The organism is Actinopolymorpha sp. B17G11, from assembly GCF_040196095.1.
Classification (GTDB): Bacteria; Actinomycetota; Actinomycetes; order Propionibacteriales; family Actinopolymorphaceae; genus Thermasporomyces.
In genome coordinates this window covers 1-19,137 of the sequence record NZ_JBEFTW010000058.1, presented here as the reverse complement: position 1 = coordinate 19,137, position 19,137 = coordinate 1, and the positions used below count along the sequence as shown (strand labels likewise).

Here is a 19,137-nt window from a genome sequence, read left to right as displayed (position 1 = left end):
CCGACACCGCCACCAGAGCGTGGCACCTACCCAGCACAGTCGACCCTCCGGACGGGTACCTGTCGCTACACGAGCGGCCGCAGATCGCTGATCTGTTGTGGCTGGGCTGTTCGAAGCGGCAGATCGCAGCCGAACTGGCCCGCAGCCCGTCGATGATCAAACGAGAGCTGGACCGCCACCGCGACGAACAAGGACGCTACCTGCCCCAGACCGCCGACCACGCTGCACGAGTACAGCGTCGCCGAGTTGAAGCTCAACGCCCGGGCAGACTCTCGACCAGTGAGCAGATCTCCCGACAGAAAGCTGACACCCGTTCGGCAATGAGGGACCGATCACCGGGCGCCGGGACGCGGCGGTAGACCCGTACGGCCGCAGCGACATGGGCCTGCGATTCGGGCGAGAGCTTGTCGAGTGCCCAGGCAGCGGCGTCGAGCTTGAAGTGAACAACGTTCCGGGTGGTGAGGCTGAGGAGAACCCGGCAGAGCCGCAACGTCAGCCCGGCCGGATGGCGATGGTCATCAATGGCGATGGCGTCAGTGAGTTGGGCGAGCAGCTCCGCCTCGATCTCAGCCCGGTCCGGGCGAGGAACGACCTGCTCCGGTGGCAGACCATGAACCAGGACGTAGGCTCCGGCGAACCATTGCGCACGTTTGATCGCCCAGTTCTCATCGCGCTCCTCGACTGGCCAGTTCAGGTCCCGAGGTCGCCGTGTGGAGCGGGCCTCGTCAAGCAGGACGTACCAGGCGTCGAGCTGCGGAATGGCGAGGTCAGAGCAGATGGTGCTGTGCAATTTCTTGACTCGCTCGAGCTCGTGACTGTCCGGGGCACGCCGGACGACGACATGCAGGTCGACGTCGCCCGGCGACCCGCCAGGAGCCAGCTGGCCCCCGTAGAGCCACATCGCAACGAGGTTGTCGCCGAGGAGGTCACCGATACCGCGGGCCAGCCGCGCCGATGCCGACTTGGCCGGTTCACCAACCTCGGCAAGCCGGCGTTCGAGTTCAGCGTTGTTGATTATCACAGGCCGGGCAGCAGAGGAAGCGCGGTGAGGTCCATGTCGACCGCGGACGTTGCACGGGGCCCGCATGCGTCAAATGGCAGACGGGGGAGAAGCGCTACCCCGCGTGGGCACGCAGGATTTCCTCGAGGCGACGACTTGAGCTCTGGCATGCCATGCACGGTCGACCAGATGTCCGCCAGACGTTCGGGATCGCGGGTCACGAACGTGACGTCTCCGAGCCTCAGCATGCCCACTTGATAGCACCAAGCGATGGCCGGTGGCACCTGACTTCCGCGTCGCGCGTTCGAGCTTGGCGGTTGGGTGGTCTCACGGCAGGGCGTCGCGCCCCATTCGACGGCCAACCCGGAGCGCTCGACCGGAGAAACCCGCGCTCCAGATCGCGCAGCGCAAGTAGCTGGTGCTGGCAGGACCAACCGCCGGCTCAGGGCCCTATCGAAGAACACGGTAGCCACCAGGTGCCCTGACCAACCCTGACGCCCGAGCACAGCGCAGGAGCAGCCGCCGCACAGTAAGCTCAGCACCCAACAGGCAAACACAAGCGTTGCTTCGACCGCTGGAATCCGCCCTACCCTCATTTGAGAATCCTTGCGGACGGGGCGTGTGAGACTCTGCCGATCACGGCGCCGGCGATCGGCTTGACCTCACGAGCGTGTCCGGCCGGTTTCCCCGAACGGACACCCCGCACCCCAGTGGCGGTCCGGGTGGCGACTGGTCGCAGCTTGGACTAACCGCGAACCGGGACGTCAACGCCCAGGTGTAGATGGTCGTGGTGAATGGAGTTCGCATGCTTATCGTTGCGGAACCCGCGCCGATTACGCGGGCTGAGGGCGTCGGCTTTGCTCTGGTGACCGCGCGGGAGCGTTATGGCTGGATTCCGTGACGGCAGTGTGGACGGCTGGTCAGCCGAGCTTGCCGGTGAGGGTCTTGACCACCTCGGGTTGGAGCCGGTCCTGGAGGAGTACGCGCAGCACACCGGCCACGCCGATCTCATCCGTGAGCGCATCGACGGCACCACGGGCGCGTAACTCCTACTCGGCTCGTCCGTAAAACGAACCCCTTGCGGGCGGCGCCCGCTGTAGCCCCGAATGTCAGTAGGATGCGCTGATTCTGCATAGCGACGACTTCGGGGCCGGGTATCGGCTTTGTTGATCTTCAGCCACCGGTTGTGGCTGTCTTTCCGGTCGGTGGTGAGCAGGCCTCAGCGGCGCCAGCAGAGGGAGTGTGGCGATTGCTTCGAGGCTGCGACGCGGCGCGCCTACTGTCCGGCGAGCTTGGCCACGACCGGTGCGAGCGTGTCGGCGAAGTCGGCGCCGATGACGAAATAGGAGAAGCCGATCTCCTCGCGTCGTCGTTGGATTTCTTCGGCGGCTGCCGCGGGGTCACTCGGAAGTATGACGAGCGAGTCTCCCGCGCGAAGTGCCGCAGTGTCGAGGTTGGGCGGTGCCATGAACGGAGCGACACCGTCACCGACGGCGGCGACGTGCTGGGCGAGTTCGATGTCGCGGCCGACAGCGAAGTCGCGTACCCGGCGCGTGGTTTCGACCCGATCATCTTCCGGTGGGAGTACGAACGTCACTGCGTCGGCGACGTCGAGCGCCAGCGCCTGCGACTTCGGTCCGCTCACCGCCATGACGACCGGCGTGTGCAGATCCGGGCCGTCAAAGGCACGCAGGGTGGTCACGGTCTCGCGCATTCTGGCGCGACGCTCAGCCGGGGAGACGGCCGGCAGCCCCAGCTCGACTTCGATCCCGGGTCGGCCGGCGCCGATGCCCATTTCGAAGCGGCCTTCGGTGAGTACTGAGAGTGAGTGGGCTTCCCATGCTGTGCTCGATGGTTGGCGCAGCGCGGAGGCATAGACCCACGAGCCGATCCGCAGGTCAGCGAGCGCGGCCGCGGTTGCCAGCGTGGGGCCAAGTGCTGGTTGCCACGTAGGAACGTCGGGCATCAGCAACGTTGAGTAGCCGCTGCCGGCGATGCGGCGCACGCGGTCTCGCCACGTCGGCAGGTCAGAAGTGAGCGGGGCAACGACGCCGAATCGGAATGGTCTGGTTACTCGCATGGCCTGCTCCTGCACCGTCGTTCTCCTTGATTCTGGGGACCTTGTTCGGTCCGGTTGCCCTATCCACGAACCGGCCACCAAGAATTCGACAACGCCGCCCAAGAATATCGACATTTCGATCGGAGACGGATCGCCCTGGTCGTTGATCACACTGCGCAGATTGCGCGATCGTCGGGCACCTTCCGTCCCGCAAACCTGCCCGGTGAACGATCCACCTACGGACACAGCCGCGTCGGCGTACGAGTGCCTTCCGAGTTGCGTCCTTCGCGCTCGGGTCCCGGTCCGCACGCTCAACCCGCGAGCGCGGCCGCGCACTGAGCCCAGGTCATCGGGTGCCCCCAGAAACCTGCGAGTGTGTCGAGGAACTCGTGCTTACGTGGCTGGTCGCCGTCGGAGGTGTCGACACCTTCGATCAACACCACGGCCGGGTAGCCGCGCAGCCTGATCTCGATCAGGCTCGCCAGGACGCACACCTCCAACACCAACCCCATGATCACGACCGGTTCACTCGGGTCCGGCGGACCGATCGCCGAGTCCAGCCACGCCGCGAACCCGGCCGGATCGGGCCGCGCAGGACCGGGCACGGCGGCCGCTCGTCCACCGCCGTCGCGCACCCAGGTTGGCGCGATGGAACCCTTCACCCACGGTGCGGCCGGCTTGACGTCCGCAGGGATCACAGACACATATCCCCACTGACCGGGCACGCAGGTGGCATCGGCGTCGTCGCCGCCCGGACTGCGATAGTCGGAGACGATCTCGGCAACTGCGACGCCGTGCGTACGGGCGAATGGCACCACCGTGTCCGTGACGAACTCGACGCAAGATTGCCCGCCATAATGCACCCCGCCAGGGGAGGCGAAGTCGTGCTGGAAATCAACGCTGATCAGCCGCATCCACCCAGTCCACCAGGGACCACCGACATCGCCGGATCCGATGCCCCAGGCAGCGTCCGCGAGGGGATCCCTTGCGGACGCCCGCATGGTCGTCGTCGTGGTCGCCCCAGGCGTCGACGGCTGACGTTCCCTTAACGGACGGCGCGTGGGCGACCAGGGAAGGGCTGTCGGGCGCGTCATGCCACCGCTCGACGACGGTCGCGAACGCCTCGGCCGCCGCCTCCTCAGCGATATCGTGGTCACCGAAACGCCTGGCCGGGGCGGCGAGCACCGGCGCCCAGTCCTTGCGGTGGGCGTCGGTGATCGCCTCCCGGACGTCGACCACGCTCACAGGAACGGCCGCACCTCGACCTTCCGATTGCAGGCCCTCGACCCCTCGGTCGCGAGCTTCAGCGCGACGTCGAGGTCAGGGGCCTCCATGGCCCAGAAGCCGGCGAGGAACTCCTTCGACTCCAGGAAGGGCCCGTCCGTGACCATGGCCTCCCCACCCCCGGTTGTCGATGACGGTCGCCGTGCCGGGCGCCCCGAGGCTGGCCGCGAAGACCCAGTGACCCTCCGCCTTGAGCCGGTCGACGAACACGTTGATGGCAGCCATCTCGTCCGGAGTGGCGAGACCGGGCTTGTCGTGGATCACGGAACCAGGTACTTCATCTGAAGATCATCTCCTGTCCTTTGGGTACGCCCCTCATGGGCTCTGATCGATCCGACTGGTCGAAGCGCTCGCTTGACCTGCGCTGGTCGTTGACGACCTCGCCCGAAGTGTCCAGCGCGCACACGGGGAGGCTGTCGCCGGGGTCGGCGCGGGCCTCGGGCAATCCAATCCCTGACCGGAACGCGCCCCTGGCCCGAGACCGTCTCGCTGTCGGATCGGTCACAAGCGGCGTACTAGAAAGACCTCGAAAGAAGTCCGGGCGGTGGTGTCGGATCGGGCCAGGGGCATTCGTAGCAGGGGTGAAGGCTGCCCACGAGGGGCGCAGCCCAAACAAGCCGGCAGCCTATGAGAGGGACAACCATGAACGACTACATGATCTACGAACTCGCCAAGCAGCGCCACGCTGAGCTCGTCGACGAGGTGCGCCCGACTCACGGGAGGCTGACGCCATGCGCAAACTGACTTTCGGCATGAACATGAGCCTGGACGGCTACATCGCCGCGCCCGGCGACGACCTCGGCTGGAGCGTGCCGAGCGACGAGCTGTTCCAGTGGTGGTCCGACCGGGTGGGGGCGACGGGCCTGGCGCTGTACGGGCGCAAACTGTGGGAGACGATGAGCTCCCACTGGCCGACCGCCGACAAGCAGCCGGGCGCCACACCGGCGGAGATCGAGTTCGCGCGCCGCTGGCGGGACATGCCGAAGGTGGTGTTCTCCTCGACGACCAGCACGGTCGACTGGAACACCCGTCTGGTCACCGGCGACGCGGTCACCGAGATCACCCGGCTCAAGACCCAAGACGGTGGCCCCATGGACATCGGCGGTGCCACACTCGCCGCGGCGGCCATGCGGGCCGGGCTGATCGACGAGTACGCGATCGTCACCCACCCGGTCCTGGTGGGCGGCGGCACGCCCTTCTTCACAGCCCTGGACAACTGGGTGAACCTGAACCTGGTGGAGACCCGGACGTTTCCCGACGGCGTGCTCCTGACCAGGTACGAGACCAGGCGCTGAATACCGAACCTCAGATCAGCGCGGGCTTCGGGCCACCCAAGGATCTCGTGGCGCTGTGTTCCAAGGCGATCGTGACGTCCCTGCCGGATCCTGTTCTTCACCGCAGACGATCCGTCCGGATAGGGATTGCTTTCCGAACGTGAGGTGCTCTCGGCGCCGCCCGTCGTGGCTCGTGCCAGATCTGCCGCCCGATTTGGCGACGTGCCATGATGACGTGCCATGACATTGCGTGTGGCCGAGTTGATCGTTGAGACCGGACCGTCCGGTGCAGCGGCCAACGCGACTGGCGGATGCCGCGCGACCGGTTAGAATCGCTCTGAATGGACGGCGGGCGTTTGCGGGCCGGTTCCTTGAACTTTCGTTGGAGAGGCTGCTCATGGCGGATGGCGTCTGGGGTCGGGTGCATCGCGACCTACCCGGCCGGCGGGGCACGCGCTGACACGGTAGGTACGGACGTGTCGTCGCGTGCTGCGCGGGTATGCAGCAATGCGATGCTGCCGGGAGCTTCCTGATCGCGGGGAGCCTTGCCCGGTGGCCCATTGGCGGGCATGGCAGTCGTGAGAACGCTGCCAGCTCCGCCGGGCATCCTTGATCCTGCCGTGTCGCAGAAGGTCATTTGCCAGCTTCGACACCACGGCGCAGACAGCCTTCACGTAGTCGAACCTGGCACCGCTGCGACCCTGCGAAGGTGTCATGTACCCCCACGAAGCTCAACGCCGCATCGTCGTCACCGGGATGGCTGGATCCGGGAAATCCACGTTCTCCCGGGCACTTGCCGTCAAGTCCGGCCTGCCGCTCATTCATCTGGACCTCCAGTTCTGGAAGCCCGGCTGGGTTGAACCATCGGAGGCCGAGTGGCGCGAGAAACAACGTCGCGTCCTTGCCGGTGACGCGTGGATCGCCGATGGCAACTACACCGAGACGCTCGATCTCCGGCTCGAACGCGCCGACACCGTGGTGGTCCTCGCCACGCCGTGGTGGCGGTGCGCGGGACGCGCGTTGCTGCGCGGCTGCCGAATGCCGGACACGCTGCCTGAAGGATGTGAGTACTCGGCCTGGCAACGGTTGCGCGATGAATGGCGCCTCATCCCGGTCATCTGGCGGAACCGGCGCACGGACCCCGAAACCGAGCAAGCGATCATTGCCCGACACGGGAAACACGCGACCCGGCACGTGCTCAAGTCCAAACGGGCGATCAGGGAATTCCTCGACGGGTCAGTCGACGTCGCGGGGAGGGGAGGTGGAGATGGAGATGGAAGCAGCTGAGGCGCGGCGTGCGGTGGCTGCGGCGATGTCTACCGCGTCAGAACTCGACTTGGACGTCGACGACGCGATCGTTCTCAGCGACTCCAACCGACTCGTCATCCGCCTGACGCCATGCGACATCGTCGCCCGAGTCACGCCCATGACACATTTCGCAAGCACAGAGCAAGAAGTCGAACTCGCCAGACGGCTCGCGCTGACGGGCAGCCCGGTCGCCCCGCTCGAGGCTCGGGTCGAACCACGCGTCTTCGCCCATGACGGCTTCAAGATCGCCATGTGGGCCTACTTCGAACCTGTGCAGTCTCGAATGCTTCCGCCGGCCGAGTACGCCCACGTGCTCGACCGTCTTCATGCCGGCCTGCGGCGGATCGAGGTCACGACGCCACACTTCATGGATCGAGTGGCTGCAACTGGCCGAGACGTTGCCAGTCGTGACGTCACTCCCGATCTCACCGATACCGACCGGGCGCTGCTCGCCAACACGCTGCACGATCTGGGCCGCTCAATCGTCAACCGGCCCGCCCCCGAACAGCTGCTGCACGGCGAGCCGCATCCGGGGAACATCCTCAACACGAAGAACGGACCGCTCTTCATCGACTTCGAAAACACCGCCCATGGGCCGGTCGAGTACGACCTGGCTTGGGTGCCCAGCGAGGTCAGCCAGCACTATCCCCACGCCGACCAAGACCTGGTCGGCGAGTGCAGAGGGATCGTACTCGCGATCGTCGCAGCGCACCGCTGGAGTCGAGGCGACCAACACCCGAGCGGCAGAGAATCGGGAGTGGCGTTCCTTCACGTTTTGCGGGATGGTCCGCCGTGGCCGGCGCTCGACGATGTCGTCTGGTAGAGCGCCCTGGCGCTGGATCGCGTCCGCTGACGCCAGTCCGAGGCAAGCTGCACCTATCCGGCGAAGTGCCGTTGAAGGCGAGCGTGGGCCGGTGGCCCAGACCGCCGCAGCGGGCGACCGGTCTTCCGGGCAGAGGTTGTGGGGTCAGAGGAGGGCGGCTGCGAACTGGTCGTGGTGGGCGGCCCACCAGCGGCGCCGACGGTCGTACTTCTCGATGCCTCCCGTCCGGTTCAACATCGCGACGGCGTTCGGATCACCCGCATCGATGCTGCGCCGCGCGGCTGCTTCGATGCGGGCGAGGGCATCGTTCATGGCGGCGAGCAGCTCCACCCGACCGTCCCGGTCCAGTCCGTAGGCGTCGGCGACGAGTCGTAACCGTGCCGGTCGGTCGGCGGGCCGCCAGCCGATCCGGTCCTGGTCGAAGTCGTCCTCGATCGGTACACAGAGGCGGGCGAGCTGGGCCAGGTCGTAGACGGGGCGGCCAGGGGCAGCGAATTCGAAGTCGAGCAGTGCAACGGCGATGCCATCACGGAAGACGACGTTTGAGGGCTCTACGTCGTTGTGGCACACGAGCGGCCCGCCTGCGGGGTCAGCCAGACTGTCGTTCCAGGTGAAACCCTCAGGGTCGAACCGGCCGGCGGCGTCGTGCAGCCCGCGCAGCAGCCTGGCGATCGACGCAAGCGCCGTGTCGGACTGGCTCCAGTCCGGATAAGGCGCCACAGGGACCTCGCCATCAATGAACACGAGGCGCTCGCGTCCGTCCGCGTCGATGCCGACTGGCATCGGGGCACGCTCGAATCCGGCGTCCTTCACCGCACGCAGGAAGGCGTGAATCGAACCCGAGTGCGGACTCGAGGGACGAAGCACGTGTGGACCGACGCGGACGACCTGGCCCGCGTTCGCGATCCCGCCATCAAGCTGCTGCTCCGCCACACCGCCACCCTGACAAATGAATGGGTACCGCCGCCAGCGGGCACGCCAACGTCTCGGCCTGTACGCATGTCGGTGAGATCCGACAAAGAGGTCTCAATTCCTCTCTCATCCCCCTCTGGAGGTCAGCGCATGTGTACGATTCCGCAGCTGCTCATCCCGGTCGGCGTGGACTCAGCCGCTCCGAATCGGTGAGAGATTCCGGAGTGCGGCCGCATCGGCCAGGGCCAGTGGCGCGGATCCTCAAGTCCGTCCGGTGAGGGATCCACCACCGAACACCGAAGCGGGCCCGGGGGCTGCCGTCTCGCTCTCGTTGGTCCCACCCAGATGTGGCGGCCGGTGACACGTCTCGCGCCGACAACCCGATTGCCGTCCCCAGCCGCTACTTCTGCCATGAAGTCCGTTGGCACCGATCCGACAGGCCGCTCAGGAACTCGTACGCGAGTCGGCGCTGCGGCAACCGGAACTCGTGGCCGCCAGGCACGACGTGGACGCGCACGTTGTCGGCGCCTCTGGAGTTGAGGCGCGCCTCGACTTCTCTAGCACCCCGGCTCCACTTGTCGCCCTCCGCCGCTATGAGGAGGTACTCGCACTGACCCGCGAGTGCCATAAGGTCCTCGACGTCATACCGGGCAGCGAAGCCCGGGACGACGAACTCAGCCTGGAAGCCCGCGTCGCGTGCGAACGAGTCGCGGTAAGGGATGCAACCGCAGTTCGAAACACTCACTGTGATGCGGTCATCCCACGCTGGTGCCCAGATGGCGGCACGCCCGCCGTAGGAGTGGCCGAGGAAGCCGACACGAGTGGAGTCAACCTCCGGGAGGCTGGTCGCGTAGTCGATGGCCAGGGAGATCTCCTGGAGGCAGTCCGCCAGCAGGGTGCGCCCCAGCACAAGGCGGGAAGACAACTCGAACCAGCCGATGTTCTTGCCGTCGTCCCAATTGCGGTCCTCGAACCCGATGGCGTCGGGGGCGATGGTGACGAAGCCGCGCTGCGCGAGCTCGGCCGCGTACGCCTGATCCGGGTCACCGCGCAGCCCACACACCTCACTCTTGCCAAGGTCGAACTGGCCCGCGTGCTGATGGTGGCAGAACACCACTGGCGCCGGTCCGGCCAGGCCATCGGGGATGCAGACGAACGCGGACCCACGACCTGCGGGGACGGCATACGAGACACGGCGACGGACATAGCCGTCGCACACGACCTCCTCGTGCACCTTCGGGTCTCGTGGCCCAGGTACCGCAACAGGACCAAGAACTTGCCGGACTCGCTCGCGGTTCAGAAGGGGCGGGGCCATCTGGCCATCCAAGCACTGCTTCGGCTCGCGGGTGCCTGCCACCGGCGGATCTGCGGAACGGTGCGATGACGCCGGCCGCCGCCGTCTCGTAAGACGATCCCCAACCGGACGCGCCTGGCCATGTTGAGCTTCACCTCACGGTTGGCCCGGACGTGGAACCAGAACAACAGGATCAATCCGTGCTGGTCCTCGGCAGTGAGCGCGTCGGCTTGTTCCGGCTCGGCGAGGAGTTGCGAAGGACTGTCACTGACAGGAGATGTCAGTGACGTCTCCTACGGTTGGTGATGACGAGCGGCTCGACCGCGGGTGCGAATCTCTGGAGACAGCTTCGTTTGAGGCAGAGTCCTCGGCGCCGCTCCGAGCGGCGCTGTTGTGCCCGCCGACCCGACCCCAAGATTGCAGGGAGCTTTAAGCATGCGTGCGAACGTGCAGAACATCACCTTTGACTGTCCAGATGCACAGAAGCTGGCGTCTTTTTACGCCGAGCTGGTAATGATGCCGATCCGGCACCTCGACACGCCGGAGAGAGTTGTTATCGGGAATGACAAGAGTCGCACGCGGCTCGCGTTTGCCACCGTAGATGACTATCGGCCGCCGACGTGGCCGGATCCTGCGTATCCGCAGCAGTTACATTTGTGCGGCCCAGTACAGGTACATAGCTATGACAGCGAGAGCCCGACGGAACTGGTGCAGAGACTGGGAGCCACACGGCTCCAGCACCAGGGCGGAGACTGTCCGGTGTACGCGGATCCCGCCGGTCACCCCTTCTGCCTATGCTCCCCATTTCCACGTAGCGAAGAGGAAAGAGCGCTGAGAGGGCTACTCGGCGGTATCAACTTCCATTGCTTTGACTCGCCTCGCGCCCTCGCCGCGTTCTATGCCGACCTTCTGGACACGCAAGAGCTGACGAAAGCTGAGGATGGCGAAATGACGATCAGACTAAAGGACCGGACGCAACCCGACTGTATCGGATTCCACGCGGGGGCGAACGGCAGGCCACCGCAGTGGCTTGACCCCGAGCGCCCACCGCAGATCCACCTCGACATCGAAGTCGACGATCTCGCGGCCGCGGAGAAGCTCGTGACCCGACTCGGTGCCACCAGGCTCCCCGACATGGGTGCGGAATGCGTCGTCTACGCCGACCTGGAGGGGCATCCGTTCTGCCTTTACCCAGCCGGCTGACCGCGCAGGGTTCCCCGACGTAGACGAGCCCGCATAGCGAGGTCGGCTGCTGCCGGACCTCAGTGACAGCCCGGAGACGCTGCCGGTATCGCCGTCTCGTTAGGGGAACGCCAACCGTCGATACCCCGGGCGAGCACGACGCCGACCGTGCGGGTGTCCGTTCGGTGACCCCCCAGCGTACAGGTGAGAATCGAATCGGAGTTGTCTCCTGGCGTTTGTCGTGTTGTGGGGGCGCATTGGGCCACGGGAGAGCCCACTATCAAACCGTGCGGATCCACCCAGAGTCAGTGCGCTGCAATAGATCGAGGCCGTTCGATGCCCGTTCTTGCATGTACCGCGTCTCACGCTCGACGCGTTCCTGGTAGGTGTCCTGCCAGTTGCTCCGAGTCGCAGCGACCCGCTTCTGGGCATTGAACGGCTCGTAGTCGGCCGCGTAAATCCGCTCAATCCATGGAGCATGCGCTGCGAGAGTCACCACGGCGCGTCGGTGACACCACTTCACCACGGCGATCACTGACCGAACATTGCTAACGGAATCAGCGATGAGGGGCAGTGCCATTGTCACGTTTTCCGTGGTGGTCGATGATCGACTCTCTACGATGATCGCCTCGGCAGGGACCCCTGCGCTGAGCAGGAGCTGTTGGTGTTGAACCGCCTCACTTGCGCCGCGGGGATGGCGCTTTGGACCCCCGGTGGTGACGATCACCGGCGCGTAGTTCGAGAAGTACAACTCGACAGCGACTTCGGCCGCGGTCCAGTGGCGGGTTCCGAACACGAGGATGACATCTGCTGGGTGAACCTCGCCGGCGTGGGAGTCGATCAGAGTCAGGTCAGTCATGGGTTGGCTGTTGGCAGGGCGGCTTGCCATAGGGTCCTCCGCGCTCCGGACTGGCACACACCATATCGGCGACAGCCCGAACGGCCCCGGTAGACGTCGACGAGACTCGGCGACCACCGCCACGTCGTCTCACACGGGATCCGCATCTGCGACCGCTGATCATCAGCGCGGGCCGTCGGCGTTCGGGCCGTAGGCCGCGTCCGTGGCGGGTCGGCTTGGAGCCTTCAGGTCTCGGCACCGCCGCAACACGATGGCGGCGCGCCGGCCTGGACTCACGGGACGGCGAACTCCCCGGGGGCTCCTTCTCCGGTGGAGCCGTCGACTGCTTCGCGGAGCAGGTCGGCGTGCCCGGTGTGACGGGCGTACTCCTCGATCATGTCGGCCAGCAACCGCCGGAGGTTCATCCCGTCGTGGGTTGGCTGATCGAGCCCGCCGTTGGACAGCGTCTCGGCCAGGGACTCTCTGGAACGGTGTACGGCATCGGTCCACAGCGAGCGCAGTGCCTGCGGGGTGTCATCGGCTGCAGGACGCCAGGCCCAGTCGTCCCAGTCGGCCTCGAGGTCGAGACCGTCGAACGGCGCCATGGGCGCCCTTCCCGCCAGCCGGTGTTGGAAGTAGAGCTCTTCAACCCAGGCCAGGTGCTTGAGCAGACCGCCCAAGGTCACCGACGACGGGCCGAGCCGCAGGGCCATCCCAGTTGCGTCGACGTCGGCACATTTCCACGCGAACGTGCGCCGGTTCCGTTCGAGGGTTATCAGGGCCGTGTCGACCTCATCGCCGTGCATGAAACGCTCGACGTCCCACTTTGGCGGCTCGCCGGCCGTAAAGCCGGGTGCACTCGTCATGTCCGCCCTCCTAGGTTCAGACGGACAGGTCGCGCACCAGCACCTGGATCGGGACAGCCAAAGCTCACATGTTGGGAACGTGCGATAGCCATGCCGGCATCGTAGGACCTGTTCCGGACGATGTACGTCCGAATTGCATACCCGCGCTCGCGAATCCATAGCCCGATCCCTGTGACCGGACGGCGAACGGAACGGGCTGGGCGTTCCCGGAGGCCACAACGTGCAATGGGATCAACCAGAGATGCTCGCCGACCTCATCACGAACTTTGCGTTGCATACCTCATGACAACCCCGCCTGCTGGCACTGCACCAGACCCGTGCCGGAGCCCGGCGCTTCCTCCCCAAGTCTGGGCTTCGGGGCGAAACCCTGAGGCCTTCGATGGGTGCTCGTCCCCCGCTGCGCCGCGTCAGCGGCGCGCTGAGCCCAACGAGATGAATGGCTGTCCGGCACATCCAGTGCATCATCCGCCCCGGCGCAGGCCGTCCGTTTGGGGAACCCGAAGCGGTCGCCCATAGTGGCACGAGGGTGGCACGTTCCGTTGATCAGGCCGTCTCGTAGTACCCCCATCATCGGGCGTGTTCACGGTCGTCCGGAATGGATTCCCCTACCGGACGTGTTTCGGGTTGGCCACGGAGTGCGTCTCCACCGATCCGGACAGCCCCGGCTGGTCCTGGGGGTCCGGCAGCCGGGGGTACTCGGTCGGATAGAGCGCAACCATGAATGCGTGGGCCTTGCCTGGATTTCGTCTGGGCAACTGCGCGAACTCGTTGACCAGGTGCAGGACGCGGCGGTAGAACTCCTCGGCGTCTGCGTCGTCGATCCAGGCGTAGCGCTTGATCGCGCGGAGATTGTCGTCGATGTGAGCGGGAGCGGCCTCGGCTGCCCACTCGGCCATTCGGTTAGGGATCAGCTCGGTCTGTTCGGGCGTGATCTGGCCGACGTAGAAGACTCGTGCGGTTCTCCCGTAGAAGCGTTCCTCTTGTCCCCGGATGGTGCGCGTTCGTACGACCTTGAGCATCCCGGCGTCGGTCAGGAGATCGACGTGATAGGCGACCGTGCTCTTTGGGCGCTTTACCGCAGAGGCTAGTTCTTGCACCGAGGCCGCCCTCTCGAGCAGTAGTTCGAGCAGGGTGCCGCGGAAGGAGTCGAACATCGCCTTGAGCTCCTGGGTGGACGTGACGATGCGCACGTCGTCGAGCTCGTAGTCCGGCACCTGCTGACTGGTCGACATTTCTCGATTACTCCGCTACCGTCACTGATCGAAAGATTTGGATGAGTCCTCCCGTCAGGTTAGCGTGCTGCGTCCCGAAACGATCAACTACACGCGATAAGTGCCAGGCGAGGGATCTCGTGGTCCGCGAGGGCGGATAGGGAAATCGAGGCCGGACATGGATGTCGTGGTGGGTTTGGAGGGTCCTCCTGGTGGTCCTGCGATGAGGTGTCGAATGACTGACCGGACGGCGGCCAAGCCGTACACGGTTCGCGCGCTTGATGCGTCGACATGGGATGCCTTTGCCGAGCTCTGCGACCGTAACGGCGGGGTCATGGGTGGTTGCTGGTGCCAGAACAACCATTGCCAGCCCGGTACCGAGACGCCGGCAAGCGGGCGTATCGAGGCCGTCTCCCAGGTCGTCGCCGGTCGCACGGTCAGTGGCCACTGGCTGGCCTCGGCGACAGTCGAACTGTTCGAGCAGAACGGATTCGAGCGGGTACGCCAGGTCGGCAAGCACGCATGGATCGTCAGCCGCGTCCTCGACCCCGCCTGACCTCGGTCGATGCCCCAGGAGGTCCCGGCCCGAGCCGCCGGATCCGCCCACAGCTGTCCATCTGGCAAGAGCCGTCCAACGAGCAGAGGAGATCGTTATGACCACGCTGTCAGATCGACCCAACAGCGCCTTGATGGTGATCGACGTCCAGATCGGCGTCGTGGCCGATGCATACGAGCGCGACACCGTCGTCGCCAACATAGGCACGCTCGTCGACCGGGCTCGCGAAGAGGGCGTCCCCATCGTGTGGGTTCAGCACTCCTCCGAGCAGATGACAACAGGGAGTGAATCCTGGGCCTACGTCTCGGAACTGAGACGTCAGGAGTCAGAACCGTTGGTGCACAAGACATTCGCCGATTCCTTCGAAGACACCGACCTCGAGGACGTACTGGCCAAGGCTGGTGTCGGACGCCTGGTCGTGACAGGAGCGCAGACGGACGAGTGCATCCGATCAACGATCCACGGCGCCTTTGTACGTGGCTACGACGTGACTCTCGTCGGCGACGCGCACACAACGGAGGATCTGAGCCCGTGGGGTGCTCCACCGCCGGACAAGGTCATCGCGCATACGAACCTCTATTGGCAGAACCACTCAGCACCCGGCCGCACGGCCGGAGTCACGGAAACAAAGGACGTGACGTTCACATGAACTGGACAGATCTGCCGTAGGGGTTGATGTGTCCGAGAGCAGATCAACGGCGTTCAGTGAGGTGGATGGTCACGGTGCTGCTGATCTCCTTGCCGAGGCGTTCGCGGAGTTCGGTCTTGATCGGGAGCTTGTGGGTTCCGTCTCCCATGGCCATGAACGACGCCTCGAACGGGTGGCCGTCCATGGTCCCGGCTACCTTGACGAGGCCGCGGGTGCCGAAGAACTCGGCGCTCCAGTTGGTGCGTACGTAGGTCCATCCGCCTTTGGCGTCGCTGCGTTCCACGACGGCGGTGAATGTGTGATCCAGTCGGGTGCTCATCGTGAATCCTCCTCGGCCTGCTCTACGACCACGAACTGGTTTCCGTCGGGGTCGTCGAAGGTGAACATGGGTGGTACGCCGGGCCAGGCCAGCAGCTCGCCGACAGACACGCCGCCGGTACGCAGCGCGGCGTGCTCGGTGGTGGCGTCGGGTACCACGAACCTGATCCCGGTCTCCCGATTCGAGGTGGTCTCGCCGGTGGTCAGCGCCAGCGACACCCTGGCGCCAGGCGGTGCGACCTCGAGCCATCGCATGTCTCCGGCCATCCCGTCGAGGCGGACCTCGAAGCCCAGGGTTTCGCGGTAGAACTTCAGTGCCTGGTCCTGATCGGCGACAGCGATGCCGATCGTGCGTACGTCGGTGATGGTGGTCATGGGCTTTCTCCTTGTTCACATGGGTTATGCGGGGTTCGACGGATCGGTGCCGCCGTACATCAACGAACCGGGGGTGGTCAGCGTCCTGCCCGTCTCGAGCCACGTCTTCAGCCCGGAGAGGATCATCGGCCAGCCGCCGTAGAGCTCGGGTGGGGCGTTGCCAGCGAGCTGGTCGTGGGTCACGGTGAGCCTGCACGCGTCGCCGACCGGCTCGATCTCCCACGTCACCCTGGTCGTGCCCTGTCTCTCGGCGTCGTCTGACCACAGCGTCCGCATGGACTGCACGAGTCGCCTCGGCGGATCCACCACGACGTTCTCACCTTCGGCCAGCGGGCGTTCCGCGCCGGGATGGTCGAGGGTGAACGACGAGCCCGTGGTCCAGTCCGAATGGACCGAGGCACCGAAGTGGTACTTGGCCCGACTGGCCGGGTTGGTGATCGCGTGCCACAGCCGTTCGGGTGTGGTGTCGATGTAGATCTCGAACACCTTCTCCATGCCTTGCTCCAGGTCTCTCTTCAGGTCGGACAGGCCCGCCGACCAGTCCTCGGTGTACTTGGTGATCCATCGGTCATGGACTTGGCGGATCGGCACGACGTTCAGGAAGTGGTGCTTCTCGCGGCCTCGGCGGCGGGCCACTACGAGACCGGCCTCCTCGAGGATGCCCAGGTGCTTGGCCACGGCCGGTCGGGTCATCTGGAAGCGCGTCGACAGGGCAAGCAGGGTCTGCCCGTCCTGCTCCAGCAACGCGTCCAACAGAGCCCGGCGGGTCCGGTCGCCCAGCGCCTTGAACACAGGTTCCACCCCACCGACGATAGGAAACCTTTTGGTTTCCTGTCAAGCCGCACGCCCTGCACCGGAGACCTCGTTGCGGACGTGAACCGGACCCAGGAACAGCGTCAGCAGGGGCGACATAACCGGCGCCGGTAGTCGCGTGCTTTGCGACAGGTACGGCCACGCGCCGTCTAGGGATAGGGCTCGCCTCCTGGAGCACATCGCCGCTACGCCACGCGGTGCTGAGAAGGAGGCGAGAGTGTGACGTGTCTCGATAGGGATATCCGCATACGGACACGGCCCGGTCGGAACGCTGCTCCTCTGATGCGTCATCGCGGCGTTCGGGCGCCGTTCGGCTTGTGAGACCCCACTTTCTGAGGCCCCACACTGCTGACTTGCTCGAGGAGATAGTCAGGCCGGTGCCTGCCAGGCGATCAGGTAGCGTCCCAGGATCTGGCGGGCGACGCGAGCGCCGGGCAGGACTTCGTGGACGGTTTGGCGCATTTGACGGAACGTTTCGGGGGGCGGCCATGCCACCGGAGCGCTATGAGCCCAATTGCCTCGTACGCGGATAGTTACCCCGCGTGCCACCCACGAAGCGACCGCCCATGGCCAGTCCCGCCGTTCCATCTGTACGAAGCCCACTACCGCCAGCGTTCCGCCTGGACGTACCAGCTCGCTCAGGCGAGCGAGGGCACCCTTGCTGTTCGGAAAGTGATGCAGCGTCGCGTTGGACACGACGGCATCGAACGACTCCCGAGCGAAGGGATACGTCATCACGTCGCCGTGGCGCCAGGTCACCTTCGCCTCCGGAAACCGCGCTCGCGCCCGCTCCAGCACCGGGGCGTCCACATCGATCGCGACAACGCAGGGGACACGCCTTGCCAGCCTGGCGGCGAGGAAACCATCCCCGCATCCCACGTCGAGCACCGACCTCGCGGAGGCGGGCACGCACGCATCCAACCTCGCGTCGTAGTGGATGTTCACATTCCACGGATCAGACATGCCGCCAAGGTTGCCGCTGTGAACAAGGTCCAGGCCAGTTGCCGCCCTCCCTGTCCCGGATCTGCGGACTGGTGCAGCCACCAACCGCCCACTCACACACGCTGGGCGGCATTGACCCTGACCGTGGGCATTGAACCGCTGCCGAGTAGTGCCCGGCTTCTCCTTGGGTGCCAACGGGACGAGTGGGGTGTCCGGTGAGCGATCCCTCTCTGCGAGGGTCAAGCTGTGTCCGAGCTGGTCCTGTTGGCGTGGCGGGTGTTGGCGGTGCACCAGGCCTCGACCATGGAGTTGCCGCCGTGTCCTTCGCCCTCGTCGATGATCAGCTCGCTGCCGGGCCAGGCTTGGTGGAGTCTCCAGGGGATAGCCGCTGGCCCGCTGACATCACGGCGTCCGTGGATCAGCGTGGCGGGTACGCCGGCCAGCCGGTCCATTTGCTCCAAGATCGACGGAGCAAGGAAGCCGTCATTGGCCCAGTAGTGGGTGACGAGTGTGGCGAAGACATGCCGGAACTCGTCGTCATCCCAGCGAGGATTCCGGTGCACACCGCCGGTACCAATGGAGATGTGATGATCTTCCCACTCCACCCAGGCGAGCGATGCGGCATCGCGTGTCGCCGAGACCGGGTGCCTCATCAGCTGTGCGTACGCCTCGATGAGGCGGCCGTGATCGCGCCGGTAGCCAATGCCGGCCTGTTCGGCGTGGCTGGCCAGACGATCCCAGGCCTCGGGGAAGATCGCACCTACAGTCTCGGTGATCCAGTTGACCTGGAACCGGTCGGTCGTGGTGACAGCCATGGCCACGATGCCAAGGACTCGCTCCGGGTGAGCCTGCGCGTACGCGAGGGCGAGAGTAGAGCCCCATGACACACCGTTGACCAGCCACCGGTCGATCTGGAGGTGCTCACGCAACCGTTCGAGGTCGTCGATCAGATGGGCCGTCGTGTTCTGGGTCAGGTCGTAGCCCGGCACGGTGACATGCGGCGTCGATCGACCGCAGCCCCGCTGGTCCAGGCCGATGACACGAAACCTCGACGGATCGAACCTGTTCCGGTAGCTGCCCTGGCCGAGGGTGCCGCCTGGTCCGCCATGCAGATACACCGCAGGAATGCCGCCAGGATCCCCCGACTCCTCCCAGTAGACCTCGTGGCCACCACCGACAGCCAGCAACCCGAACGCCCGCACCTCTGCCTTCTCGAACACGACGCGCGACCCTACCCGAACCCCCAGACCGAGATGCTCCACCGCCGCTCTCCGACGTCCACAGCAGGCGTGTCAGTTGGCCACAACCCTAAAACGAACGGCGGGGGACATGATCGGCGGGACTGTGCACTGAACGGTGTTTCCGGCTCGACACGCCGGGCTGGGTCCGGCGGGATGGGCACGGACAGTGATGACATCTGGGGCCATGGGGTC

23 protein-coding genes are annotated in these 19,137 nt (G+C 65.7%); 8 read left to right on the top strand and 15 right to left on the bottom strand.

What is annotated here, in order from left to right:
- The first annotated feature begins 59 nt into the window (after positions 1 to 59).
- A complete protein-coding gene (locus ABN028_RS35635; protein WP_502879243.1) occupies positions 60 to 359 on the top strand; it encodes a helix-turn-helix domain-containing protein in 300 nt (99 codons plus the stop codon).
- Here the strand turns inward: ABN028_RS35635 and ABN028_RS33305 are convergent.
- Complete coding sequence (locus ABN028_RS33305; RefSeq protein ID WP_349329297.1) at positions 254 to 1,021, bottom strand: aminoglycoside adenylyltransferase domain-containing protein; 768 nt, start codon at positions 1,019 to 1,021, stop codon at positions 254 to 256. The two genes, ABN028_RS35635 and ABN028_RS33305, sit on opposite strands and share 106 nt — an antisense overlap.
- A gap of 863 nt (positions 1,022 to 1,884) precedes the next feature.
- Here ABN028_RS33305 and ABN028_RS33300 point away from each other — a divergent pair.
- Positions 1,885 to 2,046, top strand: coding sequence for a mycothiol transferase (locus tag ABN028_RS33300; protein ID WP_349329296.1), 162 nt, complete (start codon positions 1,885 to 1,887; stop codon positions 2,044 to 2,046).
- A gap of 230 nt (positions 2,047 to 2,276) precedes the next feature.
- Here ABN028_RS33300 and ABN028_RS33295 read toward each other — a convergent pair whose 3' ends face one another.
- The 4 genes from ABN028_RS33295 to ABN028_RS35630 form a co-directional block, all read right to left on the bottom strand.
- Positions 2,277 to 3,080 carry an LLM class flavin-dependent oxidoreductase gene (locus ABN028_RS33295; protein WP_349699372.1) on the bottom strand — a complete coding sequence of 268 codons (804 nt, stop codon included), beginning with the start codon at positions 3,078 to 3,080 and terminating at the stop codon, positions 2,277 to 2,279.
- Between the two features lie 290 nt (positions 3,081 to 3,370).
- The gene (locus ABN028_RS33290) at positions 3,371 to 3,973 is read right to left on the bottom strand and encodes a cysteine hydrolase family protein (protein ID WP_349699371.1); all 603 of its coding nucleotides are present in this window, start codon (positions 3,971 to 3,973) and stop codon (positions 3,371 to 3,373) included.
- Complete coding sequence (locus ABN028_RS33285) at positions 3,954 to 4,304, bottom strand: hypothetical protein (RefSeq protein WP_349699370.1); 351 nt, start codon at positions 4,302 to 4,304, stop codon at positions 3,954 to 3,956. Before ABN028_RS33285 ends, ABN028_RS33290 begins: the two co-directional genes overlap by 20 nt.
- Positions 4,301 to 4,450, bottom strand: a complete 150-nt coding sequence (locus tag ABN028_RS35630; protein ID WP_502877594.1) for a YciI family protein — start codon at positions 4,448 to 4,450, stop codon at positions 4,301 to 4,303. Before ABN028_RS35630 ends, ABN028_RS33285 begins: the two co-directional genes overlap by 4 nt.
- Before the next feature lie 624 nt (positions 4,451 to 5,074).
- Here ABN028_RS35630 and ABN028_RS33275 point away from each other — a divergent pair.
- The 3 genes from ABN028_RS33275 to ABN028_RS33265 all read left to right on the top strand — a co-directional run bounded on the left by ABN028_RS33275 (position 5,075) and on the right by ABN028_RS33265 (position 7,748).
- Positions 5,075 to 5,638: a dihydrofolate reductase family protein gene (locus ABN028_RS33275; protein WP_349699369.1), complete on the top strand. Its 564-nt coding sequence runs from the start codon at positions 5,075 to 5,077 to the stop codon at positions 5,636 to 5,638.
- A 693-nt stretch (positions 5,639 to 6,331) separates the two neighbouring features.
- Positions 6,332 to 6,904: a P-loop NTPase family protein gene (locus ABN028_RS33270; RefSeq protein WP_349329291.1), complete on the top strand. Its 573-nt coding sequence runs from the start codon at positions 6,332 to 6,334 to the stop codon at positions 6,902 to 6,904.
- The gene (locus ABN028_RS33265) at positions 6,885 to 7,748 is read left to right on the top strand and encodes a phosphotransferase family protein (RefSeq protein ID WP_349329290.1); all 864 of its coding nucleotides are present in this window, start codon (positions 6,885 to 6,887) and stop codon (positions 7,746 to 7,748) included. The genes ABN028_RS33270 and ABN028_RS33265 overlap by 20 nt, the downstream gene beginning before the upstream one ends.
- A 144-nt stretch (positions 7,749 to 7,892) precedes the next feature.
- Here the strand turns inward: ABN028_RS33265 and ABN028_RS33260 are convergent, their stop codons facing one another.
- Positions 7,893 to 8,681 carry a phosphotransferase gene (locus tag ABN028_RS33260; RefSeq protein WP_349699368.1) on the bottom strand — a complete coding sequence of 263 codons (789 nt, stop codon included), beginning with the start codon at positions 8,679 to 8,681 and terminating at the stop codon, positions 7,893 to 7,895.
- Positions 8,682 to 9,060: 379 nt separating this feature from the next.
- The gene (locus ABN028_RS33255; RefSeq protein ID WP_349329288.1) at positions 9,061 to 9,894 is read right to left on the bottom strand and encodes a dienelactone hydrolase family protein; all 834 of its coding nucleotides are present in this window, start codon (positions 9,892 to 9,894) and stop codon (positions 9,061 to 9,063) included.
- 495 nt (positions 9,895 to 10,389) lie between these two features.
- Between ABN028_RS33255 and ABN028_RS33250 the strand changes: the two genes are divergently transcribed.
- Positions 10,390 to 11,157, top strand: a complete 768-nt coding sequence (locus tag ABN028_RS33250) for a VOC family protein (RefSeq protein WP_349329287.1) — start codon at positions 10,390 to 10,392, stop codon at positions 11,155 to 11,157.
- Between the two features lie 259 nt (positions 11,158 to 11,416).
- On the opposite strand, the gene ABN028_RS33245 is transcribed toward ABN028_RS33250, so the two are convergent.
- The 3 genes from ABN028_RS33245 to ABN028_RS33235 form a co-directional block, all read right to left on the bottom strand.
- Positions 11,417 to 11,995 (bottom strand): YdcF family protein, encoded by a 579-nt coding sequence (locus ABN028_RS33245; RefSeq protein ID WP_349329286.1) that lies wholly within the window; start codon positions 11,993 to 11,995, stop codon positions 11,417 to 11,419.
- Positions 11,996 to 12,267: 272 nt separating this feature from the next.
- Positions 12,268 to 12,840: a mycothiol transferase gene (locus ABN028_RS33240; protein ID WP_349329285.1), complete on the bottom strand. Its 573-nt coding sequence runs from the start codon at positions 12,838 to 12,840 to the stop codon at positions 12,268 to 12,270.
- A 605-nt stretch (positions 12,841 to 13,445) separates the two neighbouring features.
- The gene (locus ABN028_RS33235) at positions 13,446 to 14,072 is read right to left on the bottom strand and encodes a helix-turn-helix domain-containing protein (RefSeq protein ID WP_349699367.1); all 627 of its coding nucleotides are present in this window, start codon (positions 14,070 to 14,072) and stop codon (positions 13,446 to 13,448) included.
- A gap of 214 nt (positions 14,073 to 14,286) precedes the next feature.
- Between ABN028_RS33235 and ABN028_RS33230 the strand changes: the two genes are divergently transcribed.
- Both ABN028_RS33230 and ABN028_RS33225 read left to right on the top strand, forming a co-directional pair.
- Positions 14,287 to 14,607 (top strand): hypothetical protein, encoded by a 321-nt coding sequence (locus ABN028_RS33230; RefSeq protein ID WP_349699366.1) that lies wholly within the window; start codon positions 14,287 to 14,289, stop codon positions 14,605 to 14,607.
- 97 nt (positions 14,608 to 14,704) lie between these two features.
- Positions 14,705 to 15,256 carry an isochorismatase family protein gene (locus ABN028_RS33225; protein WP_349699365.1) on the top strand — a complete coding sequence of 184 codons (552 nt, stop codon included), beginning with the start codon at positions 14,705 to 14,707 and terminating at the stop codon, positions 15,254 to 15,256.
- 43 nt (positions 15,257 to 15,299) lie between these two features.
- Here ABN028_RS33225 and ABN028_RS33220 read toward each other — a convergent pair whose 3' ends face one another.
- The 5 genes from ABN028_RS33220 to ABN028_RS33200 all read right to left on the bottom strand — a co-directional run bounded on the left by ABN028_RS33220 (position 15,300) and on the right by ABN028_RS33200 (position 18,924).
- Complete coding sequence (locus tag ABN028_RS33220) at positions 15,300 to 15,575, bottom strand: DUF1905 domain-containing protein (protein WP_349699364.1); 276 nt, start codon at positions 15,573 to 15,575, stop codon at positions 15,300 to 15,302.
- Positions 15,572 to 15,949, bottom strand: a complete 378-nt coding sequence (locus ABN028_RS33215; RefSeq protein WP_349329281.1) for a VOC family protein — start codon at positions 15,947 to 15,949, stop codon at positions 15,572 to 15,574. Before ABN028_RS33215 ends, ABN028_RS33220 begins: the two co-directional genes overlap by 4 nt.
- A 24-nt stretch (positions 15,950 to 15,973) precedes the next feature.
- Entirely contained in the window at positions 15,974 to 16,750 is a 777-nt protein-coding gene (locus tag ABN028_RS33210; RefSeq protein ID WP_349699363.1) for an ArsR/SmtB family transcription factor, read from the bottom strand.
- Between the two features lie 381 nt (positions 16,751 to 17,131).
- Positions 17,132 to 17,725, bottom strand: a complete 594-nt coding sequence (locus ABN028_RS33205; protein WP_349699362.1) for a class I SAM-dependent methyltransferase — start codon at positions 17,723 to 17,725, stop codon at positions 17,132 to 17,134.
- A gap of 218 nt (positions 17,726 to 17,943) precedes the next feature.
- Positions 17,944 to 18,924, bottom strand: coding sequence for an alpha/beta fold hydrolase (locus tag ABN028_RS33200; RefSeq protein ID WP_349699361.1), 981 nt, complete (start codon positions 18,922 to 18,924; stop codon positions 17,944 to 17,946).
- Positions 18,925 to 19,137: the final 213 nt, after the last annotated feature.

Bases quoted from the DNA above. Each gene is read 5' to 3' on its own strand.
- ABN028_RS35630 (WP_502877594.1), bottom strand. From the start codon at position 4,450: ATGGTCACGGACGGGCCCTTCCTGGAGTCGAAGGAGTTCCTCGCCGGC.
- ABN028_RS33235 (WP_349699367.1), bottom strand. From the start codon at position 14,072: ATGTCGACCAGTCAGCAGGTGCCGGACTACGAGCTCGACGACGTGCGC.
- ABN028_RS33295 (WP_349699372.1), bottom strand. From the start codon at position 3,080: ATGCGAGTAACCAGACCATTCCGATTCGGCGTCGTTGCCCCGCTCACT.
- ABN028_RS33230 (WP_349699366.1), top strand. From the start codon at position 14,287: ATGACTGACCGGACGGCGGCCAAGCCGTACACGGTTCGCGCGCTTGAT.
- ABN028_RS33270 (WP_349329291.1), top strand. From the start codon at position 6,332: ATGTACCCCCACGAAGCTCAACGCCGCATCGTCGTCACCGGGATGGCT.
- ABN028_RS33265 (WP_349329290.1), top strand. From the start codon at position 6,885: ATGGAGATGGAAGCAGCTGAGGCGCGGCGTGCGGTGGCTGCGGCGATG.
- ABN028_RS33205 (WP_349699362.1), bottom strand. From the start codon at position 17,725: ATGTCTGATCCGTGGAATGTGAACATCCACTACGACGCGAGGTTGGAT.
- ABN028_RS33220 (WP_349699364.1), bottom strand. From the start codon at position 15,575: ATGAGCACCCGACTGGATCACACATTCACCGCCGTCGTGGAACGCAGC.
- ABN028_RS33225 (WP_349699365.1), top strand. From the start codon at position 14,705: ATGACCACGCTGTCAGATCGACCCAACAGCGCCTTGATGGTGATCGAC.
- ABN028_RS33250 (WP_349329287.1), top strand. From the start codon at position 10,390: ATGCGTGCGAACGTGCAGAACATCACCTTTGACTGTCCAGATGCACAG.
- ABN028_RS33300 (WP_349329296.1), top strand. From the start codon at position 1,885: ATGGCTGGATTCCGTGACGGCAGTGTGGACGGCTGGTCAGCCGAGCTT.
- ABN028_RS33240 (WP_349329285.1), bottom strand. From the start codon at position 12,840: ATGACGAGTGCACCCGGCTTTACGGCCGGCGAGCCGCCAAAGTGGGAC.
- ABN028_RS33275 (WP_349699369.1), top strand. From the start codon at position 5,075: ATGCGCAAACTGACTTTCGGCATGAACATGAGCCTGGACGGCTACATC.
- ABN028_RS33245 (WP_349329286.1), bottom strand. From the start codon at position 11,995: ATGACTGACCTGACTCTGATCGACTCCCACGCCGGCGAGGTTCACCCA.
- ABN028_RS33290 (WP_349699371.1), bottom strand. From the start codon at position 3,973: ATGCGGCTGATCAGCGTTGATTTCCAGCACGACTTCGCCTCCCCTGGC.
- ABN028_RS33215 (WP_349329281.1), bottom strand. From the start codon at position 15,949: ATGACCACCATCACCGACGTACGCACGATCGGCATCGCTGTCGCCGAT.